This window comes from Neorhizobium vignae (assembly GCF_000732195.1).
GTDB classification, from domain to species: domain Bacteria; phylum Pseudomonadota; class Alphaproteobacteria; order Rhizobiales; family Rhizobiaceae; genus Neorhizobium; species Neorhizobium vignae.
Genome location: NZ_JNNU01000005.1, coordinates 204389 through 228721 on the forward strand (window position 1 = coordinate 204389; position 24333 = coordinate 228721).

Consider the following 24333-nt stretch of genomic DNA (forward strand, 5'->3'; position numbering starts at 1 on the left):
ATCCGGATGTTCGGCCGACGATATTGAAAGCAAATTCTGATTTGAATCCAGTCAGGAAATTTCATGGATCGCATTCGATCGGCTGTCTGGACGATCCCTTAACCGTAACTCCCGACGATCCCGTCATTTTTAGCAAATGTTAAAAGCCGGGGCCGCATGGCTTGTCGCACAATCGAACAAACCGGATCAACCTGTGGGGACGAGAGATGGCGGGCGAAGCGAGCAGAACGGGACAGGATCGCGGCCTGCAGGCTGTCGTCCAGCTCATGGCAAAGTTGGACGTGAGCGGCCTGCCGCGCAATTACGAGCTTTTCCACGAGGCGCTCCTCGGCGGCGACCCCGCCCTTTCGCGCGAAGTTCTGGCGCTTCCCGCCGGTCCTTCCCAGACGGTGCTCGACGAAATGGGGCAGCGCCATCAGCTCCCGGCTTTTGTCGCGCTCCTGCCCGTCAGGGGTCGCGATCAGGAAATAAAGCTGCTGCTGGAACTCCGGGACAAGATGGCAAGCGGCGTGACCCAGAAGAAGGGTTTCAGCCGCGTGCTGGAAACCGTCGCCCGCAGCCTGCGCCAGGACAGCACCGCCGGGCCTGAGGATATTCTGGCCGAGATCGAATATTTGAGCGTTTCGCTCTCCGATGCCGTGGTCGCCGAAACCGAGCTGGAAGCCATTCTTCGCGCCGGTGCCGATCGCCTCGTCAAGGCCGAACACGAGGCATCGGTTGCCCGCTCGGTGACGCTGCGCGACCGGCTGACCTCGCTGCCGAACCATGCGGCGCTCGCGGAACGGCTGGAGGCGCTTTACGGCGTCGATGCCGACAGCCGCGATACCGCCCTCTTCCTGGTGACGATCACCGACCTTCCGTACCTCGCCCGCACCTACGGCGATCCCGCCGTCAACCGGATCGTCAAGAAGGCCGCCTCGATCTTCCGCAAGGCGATCAAGAAGAACGACTTCCTGGCGCGCATCGGCAAGGGCGATTTCGCCTTCGTCTTCCGCGATGTCAGCCGCGACAGCGTGCAGCCGATCGCCGAGCGGCTGATCGCCTCGATCACCGACAATCTCGTCTTCGCCGCGTCCGACGGCACGAGCGGCATCGGCCTGTCGGTCGGCGCAGCACTCGCCGCAGACGCCTTTTCCCCACAGGAACTCCGCCTGCAGGCCGGCTCGGCCCTTGAAGCGGCCAAGGCCAATCCGCGCCTGATCGTCGCGCTTCACGGCGGCGGGCAGAAACGGGCGTCTTAGGAGGGATATATTTCCCGAACGAGAAGGCCGCGGTTTCCCACGGTCTTCCATTTCGAACGACGACCGGTTGCCGGCTGGGGTAACGTCCGACCAGCGATCCCCGTTGAGAAGCCCAAGCAGACAGCCGGAGCGTTATGCCGGCATGAACTGGTTCTGCTGCGTAAACCGGACCGCAACATCCGTGACGCCGTCAAAGCTCACTTCATACGCTGCCGAAGTCGTGGCCGTGTCGATCACCTGTCCTTCGACGAAGGCGCCGGCGAGGATGTAGTATTTCGGCTTGGGCGTGAACTGATAGGTGATGCCGGGTTCGAGTTGGACTGCGATCGTCGGTTTTCCGGCCATGGCGATGCCGACATTCAGGTAGGTGTTCTTGCTGGCCTGCACCAGCACATCCGGAATGGTGTTGTCGGCCTTGACGACGATCAAACCCTTGACACCGTCGGTAGGCTCCGCCGGAAAGCCCGGGGCACCCCAGGGGAACGGTCCCTGATAGGTGACCGGCACCGTATTGTGAGTGTCGATCATCACGCTGGTCGTGCTCGCCGTCATGAACGAGCGGGGCGAACCCGCAGAGCCAAGCTGCTGAATATGACCTACCGTCGCGGCATAATCGATCGTCCAGTTGAATGACGACATGCTCGGCTGAGTGGCGCTGCCAGCGGCGGCACCACCGACCATCCAGGCCAGCGACGACGGGGCGACCGACGGCCCGATGATTTGGGGGATCGTCTGATACAGCGCGAACTGCTGCCATTTCGAATGTTCATTGAGAACCGTGAGGCTGTAGGGCTGGCCAGCGGCCTGTGCACCGAAGGCCTTGATCGCGTTCTGGCCCATATAGATGGTCATAATACCTCTCCTCTTTCAGGTTGCCGCGACCACACCACGCGGTGACGGCGTCTGTGCTTCCGGCACCCGTTTCCGTGGAACGCCATTTGCACAAACACAACCTAAGATATTTAAATCCCGAAATATGTAACGCAGGTAACAACCCTGGTTTGCATTGTTGATAGATATCAACCCGACGGATGGTGACGGCGTTTCCGATCTCAGGGTGGTCACGGAGAAGATGAAAACAACGAAGAGCCAGAAAATCTCGGACGAGATAAGAAAAATGGAACTGTTCAGCGCTGCCGATGACGTGGTTGTCTCGGCGTTCTCCAACAGAATAAATATAAATACATACAAGGATCGACAGACACTGTTCATGAGTGGAGATCCTTGCGATACTATCTATATTGTAATTTCTGGCGGAATATACCTTTACTTTATATCCGAGGAAGGTAACGAAGTGATCTTTTCCGAACTTCAGCCGGGGGATGCCGTCGGCGAGATCGAGTTCGCTCTCAACTACCGGCATTCCTCGAACGCGGTGATCTGCGGAACGACCCGGCTGCTTGAAATCGATCGGAAGACATTCAACGAACTCTCGGCAATCCCGCACGTGTCTTCATACCTGATACGCACGATCGCCCGAAAGCTTCACCGCACCATGATGTTTGCAGAAGGAATGGCGCTTTACCCGCTGGAGACCCGCCTTGCGCGCCTTCTGCTCAATCTCGGCGCCGCGCACGGGCGGTCGACCAGTGACGGCATCCTCATCGAAAAGCCGATATCCCAGAGCCGCATGGGCCAGCTGATCAATGCCAGCCGGCCGCGCATCAATGCCCAGCTACAGGCCTGGAAGAGCGAGCGGCTGATCGGCGTGCTGCAGCACCGCATCGTCATTTTCAACAAGCGATCGCTGCAGATCATCTCGCGTCATTCAGACCCTGCGGCCTGAATGACGCGGACGCCTCTGTGGGGCACGGGACCAATGCTGCAATGCCCGACGCCGCCCCCGAACGCCCAGGCCGGATGAGCCGGCTTACGGGCAGCCGTTCTTGACGATGGCGATCAGATCGGCTGTATCCGCGGTAAAGCTCGGACCGAAAACGCCGTCCGGCGCGCCGCTGGAGACAACGGCGACCGCCTTGTAGACGTTGTTGGCGGTCACGAACCACGCCCCGCCGCTTGCGCCGCCGCCATACATGGGATGCGGGCGGGCGTCGTAGGAGGTGCCGGCCTGCACCACGATACGGGCGATTTCCCGATACATATACTCGCCGTCCTCCAACCTTGCCGGGTAGCCGGTGATCGTCACATTTTCATCGACACGGGCGCCGTCGATGCCGAGTTCATATTTGCCGACGGCGGATGCCGCGGTGGTGCGCATCACCGAATAGTCGAACTGCGACCGCGCGAGGCTCGGATCGTTGTCCGCGACCTCGGTCCAGCGTAACAGCACGGCTGCCCTGTCCATGTGGTAGAGCGTTCCGCCGCCGTTGGAATATCCCTGGTAGAAGTGGATGTTGCTCGCCGCCATGCCGCCTTTCCAGAGACTGTGGGCGGCGCCGATGACGATATTCGCATCCGCGACGAATTGGGCACTGGCGGTATAATCGGCCCCGCCACGCGTGTAGAGCAACTGGCCGCCGAATTTGTAGGGCGCCTGGTCGATCGGCGCGCGCTCCGCATCCCCCGTGAGGGTATCTCCGCCGTCGCGCGGAAACCCGGTTGTGGGCAAGGTCTCGATCATTTCGCGCTCAGGGATCGCCGCGGCAATTCTTTCCGGCGTCCAGTATTCCGTGGCGGCATTGGCCGACCCTGCGCCGCCGGGATCCCAGCAGGTAAACTCCACCGCTCCCGCGTCGAGCGGCATCATCAGCGCGGATGCCGACAGCAGCGTCCACCACGTCCATCTTCTCACTCTCATGACATTTGCTCTCCCGATTGAAGTTCGGTCGCGCCATCGCGGCCGACGGCAGCGCCGCCTCAATCATCTACCAGAGCGTGCAATTTCCTTCTGTTTCCCTCGGGACAGCGGATACCAACCCGTCGGCCGCCCTTGCCAACAAACGGTGTTTCGGCCAAAACCGCCGCCATGATCACGATTACCGAACTTTCCGCCCGCATCGCCGGGCGCCTCCTCCTCGACAATGCCAGCGTGACGCTTCCCGCGGGCACCAAGGCGGGGCTCGTCGGCCGCAACGGCGCCGGCAAATCCACGCTGTTCAAGGTCATAACCGGCGAGCTGGGCTCGGAAACCGGTTCGGTCTCCTATCCGAAGAACGCGCGGCTCGGCCAGGTGGCGCAGGAGGCGCCGGGCACAGAGGATTCGCTGATCGAAATCGTGCTTTCCGCCGACAAAGAGCGCGCCGCACTTTTGATCGAGTCGGAAACGGCCACCGACCCGCACCGCATCGCCGACATCCAGATGCGGCTCGTCGATATCGACGCCCATTCGGCGGAAGCCCGCGCCGCCAGCATTCTCGCCGGCCTCGGCTTCTCCCAGGAGGCGCAGTCGCGTCCGGCCTCGTCCTTCTCGGGCGGCTGGCGGATGCGCGTGGCGCTTGCCTCCGTCCTGTTTGCCGAGCCAGACCTGTTGCTGCTCGACGAGCCGACCAACTATCTCGATCTCGAAGGCACGTTGTGGCTGGAGGACTATATCCGGCGTTATCCGCACACCGTCATCATCATCAGTCATGACCGCGACCTGTTGAACAACGCGGTCAACGCCATCGTGCATCTCGACCAGAAGAAGCTGACCTTCTATCGCGGCGGCTACGACCAGTTCGAGCGCCAGAAGGCCGAGGCCGACGAATTGCAGACTAAGGCCAAGGCCAAGAACGAGGCGGCCCGCAAGCACCTGCAGAGCTTCATCGACCGCTTCAAGGCCAAGGCCACCAAGGCACGACAGGCGCAGAGCCGCGTCAAGGCATTGGAACGCATGGGCACGGTCGCCGCGGTGATCGAGGATCATGTCCAGCCGATCACCTTTCCCGAGCCGGAAAAACAGCCCGCCTCGCCGATCGTTGCGATCCAGAACGCCGCCGTCGGTTACGAACCGGGCAAGCCGATCCTCAAGAACATAACGCTGCGCATCGACAATGACGACCGCATCGCGCTGCTCGGCTCGAACGGCAACGGCAAATCGACCTTCGCCAAGTTCATCGCAAGCCGCCTCAAGGCGGAGAGCGGCGATATCCGCCTGGCGCCGAACCTGAAGATCGGCTTCTTCGCCCAGCACCAGCTCGACGACCTGGTGCCGGCGGATTCGCCCGTCGCCCATGTGCGCCGGCTGATGCCGGACGCGCCCGAGGCCAAGGTTCGCGCCCGCGTGGCGCAGATGGGGCTTGCGACGGAAAAGATGGCGACGGCCGCAAAGGACCTGTCCGGCGGCGAAAAGGCACGCCTGCTGATGGGCCTTGCCGCCTTCCACGCGCCAAACCTCCTCATCCTCGACGAACCGACCAACCATCTCGACATCGACAGCCGCCGGGCGCTCATCGAAGCGCTCAACGACTATGAGGGCGCCGTCATCCTGATCAGCCACGATCGTCACCTGATAGAGGCCACCGTCGACCGTTTGTGGCTGGTCAACAACGGCACCGTTTCGAATTTCGAAGGCGACATGGAGGAATACCGCAACCTGATTGTCAGCTCCGGCAAAAAAAAAGACGAAACAGTTGAGCTGACCGAAGATCTGTCCTCGAAGGCCGACCAGCGCAAGGCGAATGCCGAAAAGCGCGCATCGCTGGCGCCGCTCAAGAAAAAGATCAACGAAATCGAGGCCGTAACCGCCAAGCTGGAGAAATTGATCAAGGCTCTTGATAAGGAACTTGCGGACCCCGCCCTCTACGAAAAAACTCCCGCCAAGGCAGCCCAGAAGGCCAAGGAACGCGGAGAAGCCGCCGCAAAGCTCTCCGCCGCCGAAGAGGAATGGCTGATGCTGTCGTCGGAGTACGAAGAGGCTATGGCGAGCTGACTTTGCTCCGGTGGCGAGTATTGCCCTCTTGCCGACCAGACCCGCGATATACTTGGCGGCGCCGCCGGGAACCCGCCACTCGCAATGCGATTAATCATTAAATTAGGAATACATTATAGTGTTGGCCGATTATTCACAGGGATGATTTTCCGGCCTTATGTCCAATCCGCGTCGGCTTCACGCTCTTTCTGGCCTGCTTGCGGATCGCCGCGGCAATATTGCCATCATGTTCTCTCTGCTGCTCGTGCCGCTGATCACCGCAGTCGGCGCCAGCCTCGACTACGTGCGGGCCTATAACGCCCGTTCGAAGATGCAGGCCGATCTCGATACCGCCTTGCTCGGCGCAGTAAAAAGCGTGGGAACACTGGACAATGCCGCGCTCAAGAAGCGCATTCAGGAGTGGTTCGCTGCCCAGACCGATCTCGGAAGCGGCGGTTATGCGCTCGAAGAAATCGACATCGACACATCGAACCGTCGGATCACCGCGACGGCCCGCGCAACGGTGCCCACGACGCTGCTCAACATTGCCGGCATAGACGGCGTCGGCGTGGCCACCTCCTCGTCGGTGGAGGGTCCAGGCCGCGCCTATCTCGACGTCCATATCGTACTCGACAAATCCGCGTCGATGCTGCTTGCGGCGACGAGCGCCGGTCAGTCCAGCCTGATGTCGTCACCGGCCAAATGCGCGTTTGCGTGCCATACGCCGGAAGGGTCGCCATTCACCTACAAGGGCAAGACCTATAGCAATGTTTACGACCTGTCGGTCGCGATGAACATCAAGCTGCGGGCCGATGTCTCGGTGGACGCCGCGCGAGAAGTGCTGGACCTCATCGACACGGCAGACACAGCCCATGAGCGTATCAGGGTCGGCCTCTATACCCTTGGCGAGACCGTGACCCAAGTGTTGTCGCCGACCTTCTCAACCTCGGCTGCTCGCACGAAGCTGAACAGCAAAACCAGCGGCATGACGAGCGCGACCTCCGAAGACGCGACATATTTCGACACCTCCCTGACGGCCCTCAAGCCCATGATCGGAACGGCCGGAGACGGAACCACCAAGGATGCGCCGCTGAAACTCGTGTTGGTTCTGACGGACGGCGTCCAGTCCGAGCGCAACTGGGTGCTACAAAGCAACTCCGGCATCCGCTTCCCGACAGCAAAAAGCTCGCTGCAGACCGTCGTCACGCCGATCAATTCCAAATGGTGCAAGCAGGTGAAGGACCTCGACGCCACAATCGGGGTTCTCTACACCGAATACCTGCCGATGACCTGGGACTGGGGTTACAATGCGACGCTCGGCAAGACGATGAGCAGCAGCGGCTTCAGTTCGATCTGGGGTGGCACGGTCGCTTCCGGCCAGAACAACAGCACCCGGACTGCCTATATCCCCAAAGCCCTCGAGGAATGCGCAACGAGCGGCGACTTTTTCCTGCAGGCGAACTCGGCCGAGGAAATCGAGGAAGGCCTGTCCTCGCTCTTCAAGCAGTATCTCTCCAAGGTAAGGCTGACAAACTAGATGACGCCGATGCAGCGTTTCAAAGCCCTCTTATGGAACGAGCAGGGAACGGCCGCGGTCGAGTTTGCACTGCTTGTCTTGCCGTTCTTCGTCTTCCTGTTTTGCATTCTCGATATGGCGCTGATGTTCTTCGTCGACAGCGCGCTCGATTCGGCCCTGCATATGGCCGCCCGTTCCGTCCGGGTGGGCAGCGCCTATTCTAACGGCTGGGATCTCGCCGCGTTCAAGAGCAATGTCTGCGACGGTATGGCGCTCGCCTTCAGTTGCGAGGACGAACTCCTGGTCACGACCACCACGATGTCCGATTTCTCGTCGATGAGCTTCAAGTCGCCGGTCAGCGGTGGTGTTCTGTCCGTAACCGAGAGCTTTTCTCCGGCCGGGTCGGGGGACTACGTGATGATCCAGGCTTTCCTCCCCTGGGACAGCCTGCTGGCCGCTATCGGCGCAGACGTCAACACACTCGCCGATGGCACCTATGTGCTCTCCGCTTCCGTGATTTTCAGAAATGAACCCTTTTGAGAAATCGCGCGATGGCACCAAGGCATGATCCCGACCACAGGCAAGGGAACCGGCGCGAAAGAAGCGTGCGAGCCCTGCTCGCCGACCGCAAAGGCCAGTCCGGCATCGAGTTCACCCTGCTTCTGCCGATAATGGCCCTGCTGTTCGCCGGCACCGTCGACCTCGGAGAAGGCCTGATGGTGAAGCGGAAGATCAACCAGATCGCGGAAGTGGCAAGCGACATCGTCTCCCAGGAACCGAGCTGGAGCAACAGTGAGCTCAATACCCTTCTCCAGGGGACCGCCTCCATTCTCATCCCCTTCGACAGCAGCGCACTCGCAATCCAGGTGGCCCTCGTAGACTTCGACGCCGCTGGCAACGCGAAGGTCAACTGGTCGTCGGCCTTTCAAGCGAACGCGCAGGCATCAGGGGACCCACCCGCCTTCGAAATCCCCGCGGACCTGATCGAAAGCAACGTGCAACTCGTGGTCGTGCAGGTGAATTATGCAATGGCGACGCCTTTCACCTCGCTGTTTTCCAGCGTCACCGGCTCAGGTGAATACAGCTTTGTCGGCAAGGCGATCTCCCGTCCGCGGGTCGGCGACAAAATCACCAAGAAGTAGGCCGGGGCCTGCAATCCGGCAGAAGCCGTCCTTGCGGTCCGTTTCGCAGGTTGCATGCGGTGGACAACCCATCATAACCAGCCATTAACCATAATCGGCGAATGTGACGTCGCTTCAACTCCTTAGTCACTTTTTAGCCGAGTCGCTCCCATGTTTGTCCGCGTCCTTTGTGTCGCCGCCGCCGTTGCGTGCCTTCTTTCCTCCTGCGCCGGTCGCAGCCAGACCGAGAGCGGCTCGCTTGCCACGTCATTTGCGCCCGCCAAGGGGCTTTCCTCATCCAACTCCTACAAAAAGGCCGAGGCGGATTCGCCGGTAGCGCTGACGCCGGTCGCCTGGGGTCGTTTCAACAAGCCCGGCAGCCTTTCCGGCCGCACCCTCACCGCCTCGTCGCTTTCCGACCTGAAACTCGCCGACAAGGAAGTCGTGTTGACCTTCGACGACGGCCCGATGCCGAAGAAGACGGAGAAGATCCTCTCCATCCTCGATGAATACGACGTCAAGGCGACCTTCCTGATGGTCGGGCAGATGGCCAAAGCCCATCCGGAGATCGCCCGCAAGGTGGTCAATGCCGGCCACACGATCGGCAGCCATACCTATCGTCATGCCGACCTGCAGCACCTTTCCTTCGATGCGGCCGTGGCCGAAATCGAAAAGGGGCGCGATGCGGTGACCAGCGTCACCCATGAGGATGCCGGCTTCTTCCGCTTCCCCTATCTCGCCGACACCAGGCGCCTGCGCCATTGGGTCGCCTCAAACGGCATGGTTGTGCTGGACGTGCAGGTGGATTCCAAGGATTATTTCGGCGTCTCGCCGGCCGCCGTCGCGACGCGGACGATGAGTTCGCTGAGAGCGCACGGCAAGGGCATCATCCTGCTGCACGACATACATTCCCGCACGGCCGCCATGCTGCCGGCGCTGCTCACCCAGCTGGGCGCAGAAGGCTACAAGGTCGTTCGCCTGCGCCACAGCAATTCGTCGATGATGATGGCCTGGCTGAACTGAAGGACAGAATGCGCGGGGTCAGGCCTTCTTGACCCACCGCCCCTCTTCCGATTGCTGCCAGTAGGTCAGCGCATGCCCCTCGCCCTTCAGCTTCTTCCACTGGGCGCGGGCATTGTCGAGCTGGACGGTATCGTAGCCATCGAACATGAAAACGATGCGGTCATAGTCGGCGATCGGGGGCGGCTCGGCACCATCCACCAGAAAACGGACAGTCGCACCGTTGCCGTTTTCGGGGGCGGAGGTCAGCAGCACCGGCTGCGCCTCGGCCATCGGCGAGGCGTCGGTGCCATGCGGCAGAAAACTGTCCTCGCGAAAGGTCCAGAGATGCGCATCGAGAAAATCCCGACGCACATCGCCGCTCGTCTGCACCGCCACCTTCCAGCCGCGCTCGACGCTCTTTTCGAGAAGCGCCGGCAGCGCCTCCTCGAGCTTCGATTCGGTCAGGTGATAGAAGAGAACTTCGGTCATCACGGTTGAGAACCCATATTTTCGTTGAACCCGACAAATATGGGTTCTCAACCCACCTCGTAGTGCGTCCGCACGAGTTCGTCCAGCAGCCGGACGCCGTAGCCGGATCCCCAGGACTGGTTGATTTCGCTCGACGGCGAGTTCATAGCGGTGCCGGCAATGTCGAGATGCGCCCAGGGGGTCTCGCCGACGAAGCGCTTGAGCAGCTGCGCTGCGGTGATCGATCCGGCATAACGCCCGCCGGTATTCTTCATGTCGGCGAATTTCGAATCGATCAGCTTGTCGTATTCCTTGCCGAGCGGCATGCGCCACAGGCGCTCGCCGGTGACGTCCCCGACGCCGGCCAACTGGCCGGCCAGCGTGTCGTCGTTGGAGAACAGCCCCGCTTGCAGATTGCCGAGCGCCACAAGGATCGCGCCGGTCAGGGTGGCGAGATTGATCATGAAACGCGGCTTGAAGCGATCGTTGCAATAGTGAAGCGCATCGGCAAGCACCAGCCGGCCTTCCGCATCGGTGTTGATGATCTCGATCGTCTGGCCCGACATGGTGGTGACGATGTCGCCTGGCCGCTGGGCATTGCCGTCAGGCATGTTCTCGACGAGGCCGAGAATGCCGATCGCGTTGACCTTGGCCTTGCGGGCGGCGAGCGTATGCATGAGGCCGATTACGGCGGCGGCGCCGCCCATGTCGCCCTTCATGTCCTCCATGCCGGCGCCCGGCTTGATCGAAATGCCGCCGGTATCGAAAACGACGCCCTTGCCGATGAAGGCGACCGGCGCATCCTTCGGCTTGCCGCCCTTCCATTGCATGATGGCAAGCCGCGGTGGCCGGACTGACCCCTGCGCCACGCCGAGAAGCGCGCCCATGCCGAGCTTCTTCATCTCCTTCTCGGTGAGGATCTCCACCTCGACGCCGAGCTTCTCCAGTTCCTTGGCCTTGTCCGCGAACTCGACCGGCCCGAGCACGTTCGGCGGCAGGTTGACGAGTTCGCGGGCCAAAAGCACGCCGCCGGCAATAGCTTCGGATTCGGCGAAAGCCTTCTTGGCGGCCGCAGGCTCGGCTGTGACGATCGTCACCTTCACCGTCTTCGGCGCCTTTTCCTCGTCGTCGCCCTTCTTCGTCTTGTAGGTGTCGAAACTGTAGGCCCGCAGCAGCATGCCGAGCGCGAAGCCGGCCAGTTCGGCAGCGCCGACGGCCAGGCCGGGCACATCCGTGAAGATCGCCACCCTGGTCATCGACTTGACCGTGGAAGCGGCAATTCCGCCCGCCTTCAGCCAGTCGTAGGCGGTCAGCGTCTCGGCCTTGCCGAGGCCCAGCACCACCAGCCGGTCGGCGGGAGATCCCTGCGGCGCGATAAGGTCCAGCGTCGACATCGGCTTGCCGGAAAACTTCGCGATCTCCGCCGCCCGGGTCACGATGCCGGCGGGGTCGGCCTCGGCGGCCCCCGCCGCAGGCCCGTCGCCGGCAAGCTTGAGCTGGATGGCAAGGCCTCCATCGATCTTGGCGGACTTGGCGAAGGAGATATCGAATTTCACGGACATTGCGACTCCAGGAGGCTTTCGAAGGGAACGCGGCGATCATCGCCGTTTCGGCTTGAAGCGCAAGGGCGAGAAGTCACAACCGCGTCAACCCGGAATCGGGTCCCCTGTCCCGACGCGTCAAAAAGCCCGATTTCGGGCGCGGACATTCCCGGCTATCGGCAGACGGCCCTGTTCAAATTCCGCGCGTCTTGCTCTAGGGTCGCGCCGCCTGATGACCACCGGATCAATTCGCATGACCTCGCCCTCCCCTACCGTCTCCGACCGGCTTGCCGCCGTTCGACGATTCTTCGCCAGACCGAAGGGATGGTTCATTATGCTGATGGCACTCTGGTGGGTGCTGCTGGCGGTCTTTTACCTGGCACCCCAGATCGACCTTGCCGTGGCGCGCGCCTTCTTCGCCCAAGCCGCCTGTGGCGAGGCTATCGAACAAGGCCGGGTCTGCGGCAGTTTTCCCTATGGTGGCGAAACCGTCTTCGTCCTGATCCGCCGCGTTCTCTTCTACCTGCCGGCGCTTGTCGCGATCTATCTCCTCTACCGGCTGATCGCCAACCTGCAACACCACGGCAAGTCGTACAGCCCGCGCAAGACGCGGGATTATTCGATCGCCCTGATTTCCTTCCTGATCGGCCCCTATGTGCTGGTCAACCTGATCCTGAAGCAGGTCTCCAACCGGCCCCGCCCCTACGAGACCGACCTTTTCGGCGGCAAGGACGTGTTCACGCCGGCGGGCGATTTCGGCGGCGCCTGCGCCGGCAATTGTTCCTTCATTTCCGGCGAGGCGGCGGGCGCCGGGTGGCTGGCCTGCCTCATCGTTTTACTGCCGAAACCGCTGCGTCCGGTGCTCGGCCCGCCGCTGATCGCCATCTCGCTGATCTCGCCGGCGCTCAGGACCTCCTTCGGCGGCCATTACTTTTCGGACGTGACGCTTGGCTGGCTGTCGTCGGTGGTGGTCTATGCAGCGGTGGCTGCGTGTTTCGAAATGTCACAGCGAAGAAGAAAACGGAATTCGCAAACAAATTTGTGACGCAGCCCCTGTCGCAAAGCTGATCTCAATCGCTTAGATAGGCGCGACCGTCGTCTCGGGGTAACTAGCTGTCACCACTCCCCGGGTGACGTTGTGCAAGGTATCTAGGCCGGAATGAAGCTTCTCGAAGTCTACATATTGCGCCGGATTTTTCAGATGTTCCTGGTGACGCTCCTGCCGGTGCTCACCATCATCTGGACCATCCAGGTGCTGGGACGCATCAACCTGGTCACCGACACCGGCCAGTCGATGGGCTCGTTCGCGACCCTTGCCACCTTTATCCTGCCGACCATTATCCCCGTCGTGCTGCCCTTCGCGCTCGTCATCGGTATCACCCAGACGCTGACGGCGATGAACAACGATTCGGAGCTGCCCGTCATCGACGCTGCCGGCGCGTCGCGCAGCATCATTTACCGGCCGGTGCTGATGCTCGGGCTGGCGCTTAGTGTCTTCTCGTTCCTGGTGACGAATTTCGTCGAGCCGCCGTCTCGCGTCGCGGCCCGCCAGATGGTCGCCGCCGCTTACGCCGACCTGCTCTCCTCGGTCATCGAGGAAAAAACCTTCCGCAGCATCGAGCCGGGGCTCTACGTGCAGATCTCGGAGCGTCATTCCGGCCGGGTGCTCAAAGGCCTGTTCGTCGTCGATTATCGCGACCCGAATTTCGACCTCATCTATTACGCCCGCGAGGGATCGATCGACGAAAGCGGTACCTCGCTCACCATGCGTGACGGCGAGGTCCACCGCAAATCCCCCGACGGACGCATTTCGATCATCAAGTTCGTCTCCTACGCCTTCGATCTGTCGGCGATGGCGAAGGCGGAAGGCGGTCTGCCGCAATATTCGACCGACCGCAGCCTCGCCTTCCTTCTGAACCCGGATCCGAACGATCCGGTCTATCAGAAATCGCCGGACGCCTATCGGTCGGAACTGCACAGGCGCCTCTCCGACTGGCTTTTCCCGATCACCTTCGCGCTGATCTCGCTGGTCATTGCCGGCAGCACCCGCTCGCACCGGCAGACCCGGGTCCATCCGATGGTGTTTGCGCTTTTCCTCGCTTTCGGCGTGCGCTGGCTCGGGTTCTCGGCCACCAACATGGTCGAACGCCACCCGCTCTACACCCCGCTCCCCTACGCGGTGCCGATCGTCTTCTCGCTGATCGCGATCTTCATGCTTGCCACCAACCGGCAGTTCTCGGCGCCGCGCTTCATCGCTCGCGGCATCTCCCGCCTGGCCGGCAGCCTGCAGCGGCGCATGCCCGCCTCGCGGACTTCGGGTGGAGGTACGGCATGATCTTCACAACGCTCGGCCGGTATTTCTTCCGTCGTTATATCATCACAGCGCTGTGGTTTCTGCTCGGCGTCGGCGCCATCATCTTCCTCGCCGACTTCAGCGAAACCAGCCGCCGCATGTCCGGCTTCAGCGGCTACACGGTCTCGGCCGGGCTGGCGATGACCGCCATGCGCGTGCCGCTCATCCTGCAGCAGACCATCCCGACGCTCAGCCTCTTTATCGGCATGACGGTGCTGATCGCACTCAACCGCCGCTACGAACTGGTGGTGACGCGCGCCGCCGGCATTTCCGTTTGGCAGTTCATCTCGCCCTTCGTCATCGGAGCGTTTCTGATGGGGCTCGCAACCTTGCTTGTGATCAATCCTCTCGCCGCCTGGGGCCAGCGCGAATCCGCTTCCATGGAGGCAAGCTGGCGCGAAGCGAGCAACCGCTCGCGTGCGTCCACCTTCATTCCCTGGATCCGCCAGATCAGCGGCGACGACGATACGGTCATAGGCGCCAAGAGCTATCAGGAAAAGGGAACGCGGCTTGTCGACGTCGTGGCTTTCCAGTTCGACAAGGACGGCCGCGTGGTCATGCGGCTGGACGCCAAGACCGCAAAATTGGAAGATGGTTACTGGCTGCTTAACGAGGTTTTGGAAAACCGGCCGGGCGAAATTCCGGTGCGTCGCGAGACAGCACAGGTTCGCACCAAGTTGAAGCAGGAATATATCCAAGAGAGCCTGGCGCAGCCTGATACTGTTGCGTTTTTTGATCTTTCCAGAAAAATCGAGGTCAGCAAATCTTTCGGCATTCCCACAAAGGCGCTGGAGACGCAGTACCACTCGCTGCTCTCGCTGCCGATCCTGCTCGTGGCAATGACTCTCATTGCTGCAACAGTCTCATTAAAATTCAGTCGGTTCGCCCAGTCCCGCTCCGTGATTCTGGGTGGAATAGTTTCTGGCTTCGTGCTTTATGTCGTCACGGTGCTTGTGAAGGCATTCGGAAGCAGCGGGGCAATTCCTCCTTTCGTGGCGGTCTGGATTCCAGTGATCGTCGCGACGGCACTGGGGACGACGATTCTGCTTCATCAGGAGGATGGCTAGTGGCGGTAAGTGACCGCAAACATATAAGACGGCTCGCCGCCGCCCTGCTGACAGGTGTGTCTGTATGCGTACTCGGCGTATCCGCAACGGTCGTGCAGGCTCAGGGTCTGGTGCCTCAGGCAGCGGACGGCGCCAAGATGCTGCTGCGCGCCAATGAGCTCGTCTACAATCAGGACGCCGAGGTGGTCACCGCGACCGGTGGCGTGCAGATCTATTACAACCGCTACAAGATGGTGGCGCAGCGCGTTCAGTACGATCAGAAGAGCGGCCGCGTCATGGCGACCGGCAATATCGAGCTGATCGAGCCGGGCGGCAGCCGCGTCTATGCCGAGCAGATGGACGTCACCGACAGCTTCGGCGAAGGTTTCATCAACGCGCTTCGCGTCGAGACCACCGACAATACCCGCCTTGCCGCCGAGAGCGCCGAGCGCCAGCCCGGCGACCTGATGGTGCTCAACAATACCGTCTACACCGCATGCCTTCCCTGCGCCCAAACGCCGGGCAAGGCTCCGCTCTGGCAGGTCAAGGCGCAACGGGTAGTCCGCAATGGCCAGACCCATACGATCCGGCTTGAAAACGCCCAGTTCGAACTGTTCGGCCTGCCGATCGGTCGCCTGCCCTTCGCGATCGAGGTGCCGGACGAAACGGTCGAGCGCAAGTCGGGCCTTCTGTTCCCTCAGTACAGCGCGAGCGACAATCTCGGCTTCGGCGTGACGGTGCCCTACTATCACGTGTTCTCGCCGAGCATGGATGCGACTCTCAGCCCTACCTATTATTCCAACCAGGGGCTGCTGCTTCAGGGCGAGATCCGCAACAAGTTCGAGACAGGCGAACATACGTTCCGCTTCGCCGGTATCCATCAGAACGATCCGGAAGCCTTCGATCCGAATACCAGCGACCGGGCTGCGGATAACCGCCTCATGGCCGCCTCCAAGGGCGAGTTCAAGATCAATCCGCGCTGGACGTTCGGCTGGAACGTCATGACCCAGAGCGACAACAACTTTTCGCGGACCTACAAGTTGACGGGCGTCGGCGGCGGCACGTTCACCAACGACATCTATCTCACCGGGTTGGGGACACGGAACTATTTCGACCTGCACAACTATTATTTCAACATCCAGGACGACACATATAGCAACACGGCCGAACAGAAGCAGGCGATTGTCTATCCCTCGCTCGACTACACCTACTACGCGCCGGAACCTATCCTCGGCGGCGAGCTTTCGATCACTTCCAACATTACCAACCTGTCCCGTCGTGAAGACGACTGGTACAGGGAGGGCACGACCAATCGTTTCCCGGGTCTTGAAGGCAGCTACAGCCGCTTGACCGTGGAAGCGGAATGGAAGCGCACCTTCAACACGCTCGACGGACTGCTGCTGACGCCGATCCTCGCCGCCCGCGGCGACGGCATCCGCCATACCGGTTCCGGCACGCCGGGTGCCTATTTCGGCGACATGGAGTCTGAAGGTGCCAACGGCCGTTACATGCTCACGGCCGGTCTCGAGGCGCGCTATCCGATCCTGCTGACCACCGAAAACAGCAGCCATATCATCGAGCCGATTGCACAGATCTTCGCGCGTCCCGACGAGCAGATGGCCGGCGGATTGCCGAACGAGGATGCGCAGAGCTTCGTCTTCGACGCCACCAGCCTTTTCGAGCGCGACAAGTTCTCGGGCTTCGACCGTGTCGAAGGCGGTACGCGCGCCAATGTCGGGCTCCGTTATACAGGTACGTTCGCCAACGGCATGGGCGTGCGCAGCATTGTCGGCCAGTCCTACCAGATTGCCGGGCAGAATTCGTTCGCGACCGAAGACCTGGTTCAGGCTGGCGCCAATTCCGGGCTTGAAACGCGCCGGTCCGACTATGTCGCGATGGCGGCCATCGACCTGCCGCAGGGCTTCACGATCGGAGCAAACGCCCGCTTCGACGAGAAGACATTCGCGATCAAGCGCACCGATGCCTCGCTTGGCTATACGACGCCGCGGGTGAGCGGCACGCTGGTCTATACGCAGGTCGATGCTCAGCCGGAATACGGCTCGGACGACGCGCAAGACGTGCTGAAGCACTCGATGAGCTTCCGGATCAACGAGAACTGGGCGCTTGCCGGCACGGCGACCTGGGATCTCGCGGACAAGGAACTGGTCCGGCGCGGCATCGGCATCAGCTATGCGGACGAGTGCACGATCTTTACGGTCGCCTATTCGGACAAGCCGTCGGACACGGCGGCCAACGACTGGACCGTCAGCGCCCGCCTGAGCTTCCGCACGCTCGGCGATATCAGCGTCGGCTCGACCGAGGGTTTCGATCAGGACTACCGCTACTGACGTAGCGGCTTGTCCGATCGGCTGACCGTCATCGTTTCGCCGCAAGAATTGTGCAAGCGGTCGCAAATAGAGTATGAAATGCGAGGCCGGTCGGGCTCAAGTGCCCACCGGGGCGGGAAAAGGGATTGGTATCATGTTCGCAATGACCGCAACGCGTAAGCTGGTGCTGGCCGCGGCCGCTTTGGCCGCCTCGGTCGTCATTCAGCCCGCCGCCCAGCAGGCCCAGGCCGCCAGCGAAGTTTCGGCCGTCGTCAACCGGACGGCGATCACCAGCACCGACGTCGGCCGGCGCGTCGCCTTCCTGCGCCTTCAGCGCCAGAAGGCAGATGCCAAGACGGCGCGTGAGGCGCTGGTGGATGAAGCGCTGAAGCGCCAGGAAATTTCCCGCGTGAAGATGTCGGTCAGCACCGAGGACGTCGACAAGGCGTTCGAGCGGTTTGCCGCCGGCAACAAGCTGAGCGTGGCGCAGATGAGCCAGATCCTCGATAAAGCCGGTGTCGGTGTCGAGCATTTCAAGAATTACATCGCCGTGCAGATGAGTTGGCCACGATTGGTCAACGCCCGCTACGGCGGTTCGCGCGGTCGCATGTCGAGCCAGGAACTCGTCACGCGCATGATGGAGAACAAGGAAAAGCCGGTCACGACCGAATATTTCCTGCAGCAGGTGATTTTTGTCGTGCCGCCGGCCAAGCGCAACGCCATTCTCGCCAAGCGCCAGAAGGAAGCGAACACCGCGCGCTCCAAATTCCCGGGCTGCGAGCAATCCAAGGATTTCGCCGCGACCATGCTGGACGTGTCGATCCGCGACCTCGGCCGCGTTCTCGCCCCTGAACTGCCGGCCGACTGGAAGCCGCTGATCGAGAAGACGGCCGATGGCGGCACGACGGGCACCCGCGTCACCGAACGCGGCGTCGAGTTCCTGGCCATCTGCAAACAGCGCCAGGTATCGGACGATCTTGCGGCGGAAGTCGTCTTCCGCGCCGAGGATCTCGGCAAGGAAAAGAAGGGCGCTCCCGACCCCAACGACAAGAAATATCTCGATGACCTTCGCAGCAAGGCCCAGATCGAGTATCGCTGAGATACATCGCTGATCTCGACACTTAAGTCATTTTCGGAGCCGTAATGCCTCTCGACCGTCCGCTTGCGTTGACCCAGGGCGATCCTGCCGGCATCGGCCCCGATATCACGCTTGTCGCCTGGGCCTCGCGCCAGGCATACAATCTGCCGCCTTTCCTCTTCCTCGGCGATCCGGCCGTACTCAGGGCCCGCGCCGTGATGCTCGGCCTCGACGTGCCGATCCGCGAGGCGGATAGCGACAGCGCGATGTCGATCTTCGGGGACGCCCTGCCCGTGCTGCCAATTGCCGCCGGCGCAGAGATCGCCGCCGGACAACCGCATGTGGCGACCGCCAAGGGGACGATCCAGGCGATCGAGACCGCCGTTTCGCTCTCGCTTGCAGGCAAGGCCGCCGGCGCAGTCACCAACCCGATCGCCAAATCCATTCTCTACCAGGCCGGCTTCGGGTTTCCCGGCCACACGGAGTTCCTCGCCGCCCTCGCCGAGCGCGCGACCGGCAAGAAGATCCTGCCGGTGATGATGCTGGCGGGGCCGAAACTCCGGGCCATTCCGGTGACCATCCATATCCCGCTGAAAGACGTGCCAGCGGCGCTGAACACGGACCTCATCGCCGAGACCTGCCGTATCGCCCATCACGATCTCAAGACCCGCTTCGGCATCGACAGGCCGCGGCTTGCGGTTGCCGGCCTCAACCCGCATGCGGGCGAGGATGGTGCAATCGGCCGCGAGGACCAGGACGTCATCCATCCGGCGATCTTCAAGCTGCGGGCCGAGGGCCTGCATGTCTTCGGGCCGCTGCCGGCCGACACGATGTTCCATGACGAGGCGCGCGCCCGTTACGACGTGGCGATCTGCATGTATCACGACCAGGCGCTGATCCCTGCCAAGGCGCTCGGGTTCGACACCTCCGTTAACGTCACGCTCGGCCTGCCCTTCATCCGCACCTCGCCGGATCACGGCACGGCGTTCGGCATTGCCGGCCAGGGTGTCGCCCGCGAAACCAGCCTTGTCGAGGCGATCAAGCTCGCCGGCAATCTCGCTCTCACCTCGAAAGCTGCCTGATGGCCACTCTGGACGGCTTGCCGCCGCTGCGGGACGTGATCCAGCGTCACGGGCTCGACGCCAAAAAGGCGCTCGGCCAGAATTTCCTTCTCGACCTCAACCTCACCCAGAAAATCGCCCGCAGTGCCGGACCGCTCGGCGATGCGACCGTCTTCGAGGTCGGACCCGGACCCGGCGGCCTGACACGCGCCATCCTGTCGCTCGGCGCGAAAAAGGTGATCGCGGTCGAACGCGACAGCCGCTGCCTGCCGGCACTCGCCGAAATCGGCGACCATTATCCCGGCCGGCTGGAGGTGATCGAAGGCGACGCGCTGAAGACCGACTTCGCGGCGCTGGCGCCGGAAGGCCCTATCAAGATCATCGCCAACCTGCCCTACAATGTCGGCACGCAGCTGCTCATCAACTGGCTGCTGCCCGCGCCGGACCAGTGGCCGCCCTTCTGGGAAAGCCTGACGCTAATGTTCCAGAAGGAAGTCGGCCAGCGGATCGTCGCCGATGAGGAGGACGACCACTACGGCCGCCTCGGCGTGCTCGCCGGCTGGCGCACCGACGCACACATGGTCTTCGACGTGCCGCCGCAGGCCTTCACGCCGCCGCCGAAGGTGACCTCGACCGTCGTCCACCTGACGCCCCGGACAAATCCCGTGCCTTGCGACGTCACCAAACTCGAGCGCGTCACCCACGCCGCCTTCGGCCAGCGCCGCAAGATGCTGCGCCAGAGCGTCAAGTCGCTCGGCGGCGAGGCGCTTCTGGTGAAAGCCGGGATCGACCCGGCGAGGCGGGCGGAAACGCTGTCGGTGGAAGAGTTTGTGCGGCTGGCGAATTGCCTCTGAGTGGTTACGCTATAACTTGCTATGAGAGACGCCCGATGCGGCCGGTCCCGCGCTCTCAGAAGTGATCACTCTCGTATAGAATTACCAGACGAAATATGAGTACTTCGAGCCGCTAACGCCCCACGTGGCATGCTTCCCGGTTGCTTTGTCATACATGACGCCGTCCCGGGTCTCGGTGTATTTCTCTAGAAAAGCGTCCATGCCTTCCACCTTGAAGATTGCGCCGCTGCCAGATGGGCCCGAATAGGCCTCCATCCAGGAGTTTACGCCCATTTTGGCCATATCATATTTCTCAACGATCCCATCTTTTAGCGCGGTGGCGAAGGCGCGGGTGTCATCAAGGGAGGCAGGATCGACCCCCCGCTCCAAAGCCGATTCCATTGTCTCCAGCCAGACCTGCTGCCAATCCGCGTCATTGTAGCCGGCGGCTATACCCGTAAATGTTTCTCGGACGTTTCCATCGGCATCCTTGTGCTTTGTATAGGTTCCTTCGGCGTCGTAGAAGTTCATGGTGGCGATTTGCGACGCCGATCCAGTAAAGGTTTCGGTCACGCTGCCGTCATCAGCTTCCTCCTTAGTATACGTCCCTTTGGCGCCATAGATCTGAAGAGCATCGGCGGCCTTGGAAGCCGTATCGTCGCTGCTCATCCTTGCGGCGATCTCGATGATCGTCCCGATCGCATTGCCGGTCCGCAGCGCGCTGTCGAAACTGCCGTCAACCTCACCAAGCAGGGCGCCCGCCGCAGAAGGCGCGCGGTTGGCTGCGGCGCGCTCGACGCACCGAAAAGCAGGGATACGGAACCGGCAGACATCGCATTTATGGGGAGTAGCATAGGGCTTCCTCATCGTTTTTGATCGCCCGCTTCATTCGGGCTACCTCGATCGGAAGCGTCATGCTTGGCCGCACCGTGGGGCACGAATCCCCAATATTTTCTTAATTTCTACCCATAGATGTAGCCCGCCTCAAAGGCGTATTTCTACGGCTTTGTCGGAAAGACTGTCGGTTAGAAACGGAACAGGGTCAGTGAGGCAATCGATCTCTCAAAGGCCGCAAACCGCAAGTGCCGGAGATGAATGGGGCAGCACGCTATCCGCGCGCCACCAGCCCCTAGCTTAAAGCTTCGGTTCTTCCGTCAGCAACTCGCTCACAAAGTCGAACAAACCATGCCGCCGGTCGCGGCGGATGCGTTCGGCGTTGACGATGCAGCTGACATGCCCGAACGCCTCGTCGAGATCGTCGTTGACGATGACGTAGTCGTATTCCCGCCAATGCTCGATCTCGGCGCGCGAGTTCAGGAGCCTGGTGCGGATCACCTCCTCGCTGTCCTCGGCGCGGCGGTGCAGGCGCGACTGCAGTTCGGTCATGGTCGGCGGCAGCACGAAGATCGAGACGACGTCGGCGGCCATCTTTTCCTGCAGCTGGCGGGCGCCCTGCCAGTCGATGTCGAACAGCATGTCGCGACCCTCGCTCATCGCCAGTTCCACGGGCTCGCGCGGGGTGCCGTAGAAATTGCCGTGCACCTCTGCCCATTCGAGCAGGTCGCCGGCGTCGCGCATCTTCTCGAACTGCTGCACGGTGATGAAATGATAGTGCTTGTCGGCGATCTCGCTCGGCCGCTTGGCCCGGGTTGTGACGCTGATCGAGATTTCGAGGCTGCGATCCGCATCCAGAAGATTGCGGGCGATCGTCGACTTGCCGGCGCCAGACGGCGAGGAAAGAACCAGCATCAGTCCGCGCCGGGCGATCTTCACGGCCGGGGACGGCTTGCCCTGAGACGATGGGGCCGGGCTCATGTCTTACTCCAGATTCTGGACCTGTTCACGGAACTGGTCGATGACGACTTTCAACTCGATGCCGGCGGATGTGACTGCGGCCGAATTGGACTTCGAACAGATCGTATTCGATTCCCGGTTAAATTCCTGTGCAAGGAAATCGAGCCGGCGACCCACAGGGCCGCCCTTGTCGATAAGCTCGTTGGCCGCCGCCACATGGGCCTTCAGCCGGTCGATCTCTTCGCGCAGATCGGCCTTGGTGGCAAGCAGGGCCGCTTCCGCATGCAGCCGGTCGCGGTCGAGCGTCGGCGCCTCCTGGAGAAGCGCTGCGAGCTGGAAGGACAGCTTGCGGGCGATCTCTTCCGGCGTGCGGGACGGATCGGTCTCGACGACCTGGGCAAGCTCCGCGATACGGGCGACCTGGCCTTTGAGAACGGCCGCAAGCGCCGTGCCCTCGCCCTCGCGCATCCGCTGCAGACGGCCGATCGCCTCGTCGAGGCTGCCGAGGATCGCGGTATCGCGGGCTGCGACCGTCTCCTCGTCCTCTTCCGCCTCGCGGATATCGACCAGGCCGCGAATGCCCATCAGCGTGTCGAGCCTCAGCGGCGACGGATCGACGAGATCGCCGAGTTCGGCGCGCAGCGCCAGAACCGCTGCCAGCGCATCGCGGTTCAGCACCGCTTCCACCTTGGTCTCGGCAACGGTGAGGGTCAGGGTCGCCTGCAGATTTCCGCGCGAAAATTTCTCAGTGATCAGCCGGCGGACGTCCGGCTCCAGCCGTTCGAGGCCGGGCGGCAGGCGCAGCCTTATATCGAGGCCTTTGCCGTTCACCGAGCGCAGTTCCCATGCATAACGGTTGCGCCCGCTCGTGCCTTCGCTGCGGGCAAAACCGGTCATGGACTGCAATGTCATCGACGTCTCCAGATCATGCTTTCGAGAAGCGGTCAGTTGCTCTTCGGCGGCTTTTCCGCTTCGTCGCCGTCCGGCTGGCCGTCCACCACTTCCGGGTTGGCGGCGCGCTCGGATTCCATTCTGCGCCAACGACGGACGTTGGCATTGTGTTCCTCGAGCGTCGCTGCGAACACATGCCCGCCCGTGCCGTCGGCCACGAAATAGAGGTCCTTGGTTCGCCAGGGATTGGCAACGGCTTCGAGTGCGGCACGGCCGGGATTGGAGATCGGCGTCGGCGGCAGGCCCTTGATCTGATAGGTGTTGTACGGCGTCGGCTTGACGAGGTCGGACTTGAAGATCGGCCGGTCGGAGGGTTTTCCCTCGCCGCCAAAAATGCCGTAGACGATCGTCGGATCCGATTGCAGGCGCATGCCGCGCTGCAGCCGGTTGATGAAGACGGAGGCCACATGGGCGCGCTCGTCTTCCTTGCCGGTCTCCTTCTCGACGATCGAGGCGAGTACGACGAATTCTTCCTTGGTCTTGATCGGCAGGTCCGGGTCGCGACGCTCCCAGATCTGGTCGACCATCTTCTGCTGCGCAACCCGCATCTGCTGGATGATGTCGGCGCGCTTGCTGCCGCGCGAGAACTTGTAGGTATCCGGCCTCAAGCTTCCCTCAGCCGGCAGTTCGGACGGGAGGTCGCCTTCGAGCACCGCATCCTCGGCGAGACGCAGCATCATCTGCCGCACCGTCAGGCCCTCCGGCATGACGACCGAATAGAGGATCGACTTGCCCGATTCCAGGATGCCCATGATGTCCTTCATGGAGGCGCGCGCCTTGATCTCGTATTCGCCGGCCTTCAGCGTCTCGCCCTTGCGCAGGTAGGTCGCCGTCACGTAGCGGAAGACGCGTGCGTCGGAGATGATGCCGTTGCGTTCGAGATTGGTGGCGATTTCCGCAAGCCCGTTGCCGGGCCGGACCATGAAATGGGCGTTGGCTTCGAGCGGACCCGGCCGCTGGAAGGCCGAGATCATGTAGTAGAAGCCGGCTACCCCGATCACGCAGAGAACGACGACCATGGTCATCACGAAATTCAGGAAGATGACGACCTGGCTGCGCGCCTTCTTGGAACGGCGGGGCGGTTCCGGAACGCGCTCGGGCTTCAGGGCCTCATTCGGCGATTTCGGAATAATCGGCCCTCTGCCATTGCCGGGCGGCAACTCAGTGACATGATTCGTATCGTTCAACCGCGCCCCCCGGGGTTAACGCCCC

At 62.0% G+C, this 24333-nt stretch carries 22 protein-coding genes; 14 read left to right on the forward strand and 8 right to left on the reverse strand.

From position 1 onward, the window contains the following. Positions 1-206: 206 nt before the first annotated feature. Entirely contained in the window at positions 207-1241 is a 1035-nt protein-coding gene (locus GQ59_RS10120) for a GGDEF domain-containing protein (protein ID WP_051903891.1), read from the forward strand. A 132-nt stretch (positions 1242-1373) separates the two neighbouring features. Here the strand turns inward: GQ59_RS10120 and GQ59_RS10125 are convergent, their stop codons facing one another. Continuing rightward, the gene (locus tag GQ59_RS10125) at positions 1374-2093 is read right to left on the reverse strand and encodes a hypothetical protein (protein WP_037080736.1); all 720 of its coding nucleotides are present in this window, start codon (positions 2091-2093) and stop codon (positions 1374-1376) included. Positions 2094-2250: 157 nt separating this feature from the next. Here GQ59_RS10125 and GQ59_RS31025 point away from each other — a divergent pair, with 157 nt between their 5' ends. Beyond that, positions 2251-3027 carry a Crp/Fnr family transcriptional regulator gene (locus tag GQ59_RS31025; RefSeq protein WP_152564291.1) on the forward strand — a complete coding sequence of 259 codons (777 nt, stop codon included), beginning with the start codon at positions 2251-2253 and terminating at the stop codon, positions 3025-3027. 84 nt (positions 3028-3111) lie between these two features. Here the strand turns inward: GQ59_RS31025 and GQ59_RS10135 are convergent, their stop codons facing one another. Continuing rightward, positions 3112-3999: a trypsin-like serine peptidase gene (locus GQ59_RS10135; RefSeq protein WP_037080739.1), complete on the reverse strand. Its 888-nt coding sequence runs from the start codon at positions 3997-3999 to the stop codon at positions 3112-3114. A gap of 168 nt (positions 4000-4167) precedes the next feature. Between GQ59_RS10135 and GQ59_RS10140 the strand changes: the two genes are divergently transcribed. The 5 genes from GQ59_RS10140 (at position 4168) to GQ59_RS10160 (ending at position 9690) form a co-directional block, all read left to right on the forward strand. Next, positions 4168-6051 carry an ATP-binding cassette domain-containing protein gene (locus GQ59_RS10140; RefSeq protein ID WP_037081130.1) on the forward strand — a complete coding sequence of 628 codons (1884 nt, stop codon included), beginning with the start codon at positions 4168-4170 and terminating at the stop codon, positions 6049-6051. 157 nt (positions 6052-6208) lie between these two features. Continuing rightward, on the forward strand, positions 6209-7567 hold the full coding sequence (locus GQ59_RS10145) for a TadE/TadG family type IV pilus assembly protein (protein ID WP_037080741.1): 1359 nt from the start codon (positions 6209-6211) through the stop codon (positions 7565-7567). Positions 7568-7576: 9 nt separating this feature from the next. Continuing rightward, on the forward strand, positions 7577-8086 hold the full coding sequence (locus tag GQ59_RS10150; protein WP_162183294.1) for a TadE/TadG family type IV pilus assembly protein: 510 nt from the start codon (positions 7577-7579) through the stop codon (positions 8084-8086). Positions 8087-8151: 65 nt separating this feature from the next. Beyond that, entirely contained in the window at positions 8152-8688 is a 537-nt protein-coding gene (locus tag GQ59_RS10155) for a TadE/TadG family type IV pilus assembly protein (protein ID WP_051903892.1), read from the forward strand. Between the two features lie 150 nt (positions 8689-8838). Continuing rightward, positions 8839-9690 carry a polysaccharide deacetylase family protein gene (locus GQ59_RS10160; protein WP_037080744.1) on the forward strand — a complete coding sequence of 284 codons (852 nt, stop codon included), beginning with the start codon at positions 8839-8841 and terminating at the stop codon, positions 9688-9690. A gap of 18 nt (positions 9691-9708) precedes the next feature. On the opposite strand, the gene GQ59_RS10165 is transcribed toward GQ59_RS10160, so the two are convergent. Beyond that, positions 9709-10158, reverse strand: coding sequence for a DNA polymerase III subunit chi (locus GQ59_RS10165; RefSeq protein WP_037080747.1), 450 nt, complete (start codon positions 10156-10158; stop codon positions 9709-9711). 47 nt (positions 10159-10205) lie between these two features. Then, positions 10206-11699 (reverse strand): leucyl aminopeptidase, encoded by a 1494-nt coding sequence (locus GQ59_RS10170; RefSeq protein WP_037080749.1) that lies wholly within the window; start codon positions 11697-11699, stop codon positions 10206-10208. A 232-nt stretch (positions 11700-11931) separates the two neighbouring features. Between GQ59_RS10170 and GQ59_RS10175 the strand changes: the two genes are divergently transcribed. The 7 genes from GQ59_RS10175 (at position 11932) to rsmA (ending at position 20397) form a co-directional block, all read left to right on the forward strand. Next, entirely contained in the window at positions 11932-12723 is a 792-nt protein-coding gene (locus tag GQ59_RS10175) for a phosphatase PAP2 family protein (protein ID WP_037080751.1), read from the forward strand. A 114-nt stretch (positions 12724-12837) separates the two neighbouring features. Continuing rightward, positions 12838-14013, forward strand: coding sequence for an LPS export ABC transporter permease LptF (gene lptF / locus GQ59_RS10180; protein ID WP_037080753.1), 1176 nt, complete (start codon positions 12838-12840; stop codon positions 14011-14013). Next, a complete protein-coding gene (gene lptG, locus GQ59_RS10185; protein WP_037080756.1) occupies positions 14010-15098 on the forward strand; it encodes an LPS export ABC transporter permease LptG in 1089 nt (362 codons plus the stop codon). The genes lptF and lptG overlap by 4 nt, the downstream gene beginning before the upstream one ends. After that, positions 15098-17425, forward strand: coding sequence for an LPS-assembly protein LptD (locus tag GQ59_RS10190; RefSeq protein ID WP_037080757.1), 2328 nt, complete (start codon positions 15098-15100; stop codon positions 17423-17425). Before lptG ends, GQ59_RS10190 begins: the two co-directional genes overlap by 1 nt. Before the next feature lie 133 nt (positions 17426-17558). Next, entirely contained in the window at positions 17559-18503 is a 945-nt protein-coding gene (locus GQ59_RS10195) for a SurA N-terminal domain-containing protein (protein WP_152564292.1), read from the forward strand. Positions 18504-18547: 44 nt separating this feature from the next. Then, entirely contained in the window at positions 18548-19564 is a 1017-nt protein-coding gene (gene pdxA, locus GQ59_RS10200; RefSeq protein WP_037080759.1) for a 4-hydroxythreonine-4-phosphate dehydrogenase PdxA, read from the forward strand. Further along, a complete protein-coding gene (rsmA, locus tag GQ59_RS10205; protein WP_037080761.1) occupies positions 19564-20397 on the forward strand; it encodes a 16S rRNA (adenine(1518)-N(6)/adenine(1519)-N(6))-dimethyltransferase RsmA in 834 nt (277 codons plus the stop codon). Before pdxA ends, rsmA begins: the two co-directional genes overlap by 1 nt. 81 nt (positions 20398-20478) lie before the next feature. Here rsmA and GQ59_RS10210 read toward each other — a convergent pair whose 3' ends face one another. The 4 genes from GQ59_RS10210 to mltG form a co-directional block, all read right to left on the reverse strand. After that, positions 20479-21243, reverse strand: a complete 765-nt coding sequence (locus tag GQ59_RS10210) for a hypothetical protein (RefSeq protein ID WP_037080764.1) — start codon at positions 21241-21243, stop codon at positions 20479-20481. Between the two features lie 267 nt (positions 21244-21510). Further along, on the reverse strand, positions 21511-22191 hold the full coding sequence (gene gmk / locus GQ59_RS10215) for a guanylate kinase (RefSeq protein ID WP_037080766.1): 681 nt from the start codon (positions 22189-22191) through the stop codon (positions 21511-21513). A gap of 3 nt (positions 22192-22194) precedes the next feature. Continuing rightward, on the reverse strand, positions 22195-23082 hold the full coding sequence (locus GQ59_RS10220) for a YicC/YloC family endoribonuclease (RefSeq protein WP_037080768.1): 888 nt from the start codon (positions 23080-23082) through the stop codon (positions 22195-22197). Between the two features lie 32 nt (positions 23083-23114). Further along, entirely contained in the window at positions 23115-24308 is a 1194-nt protein-coding gene (gene mltG, locus GQ59_RS10225) for an endolytic transglycosylase MltG (RefSeq protein ID WP_037080771.1), read from the reverse strand. Positions 24309-24333: the final 25 nt, after the last annotated feature.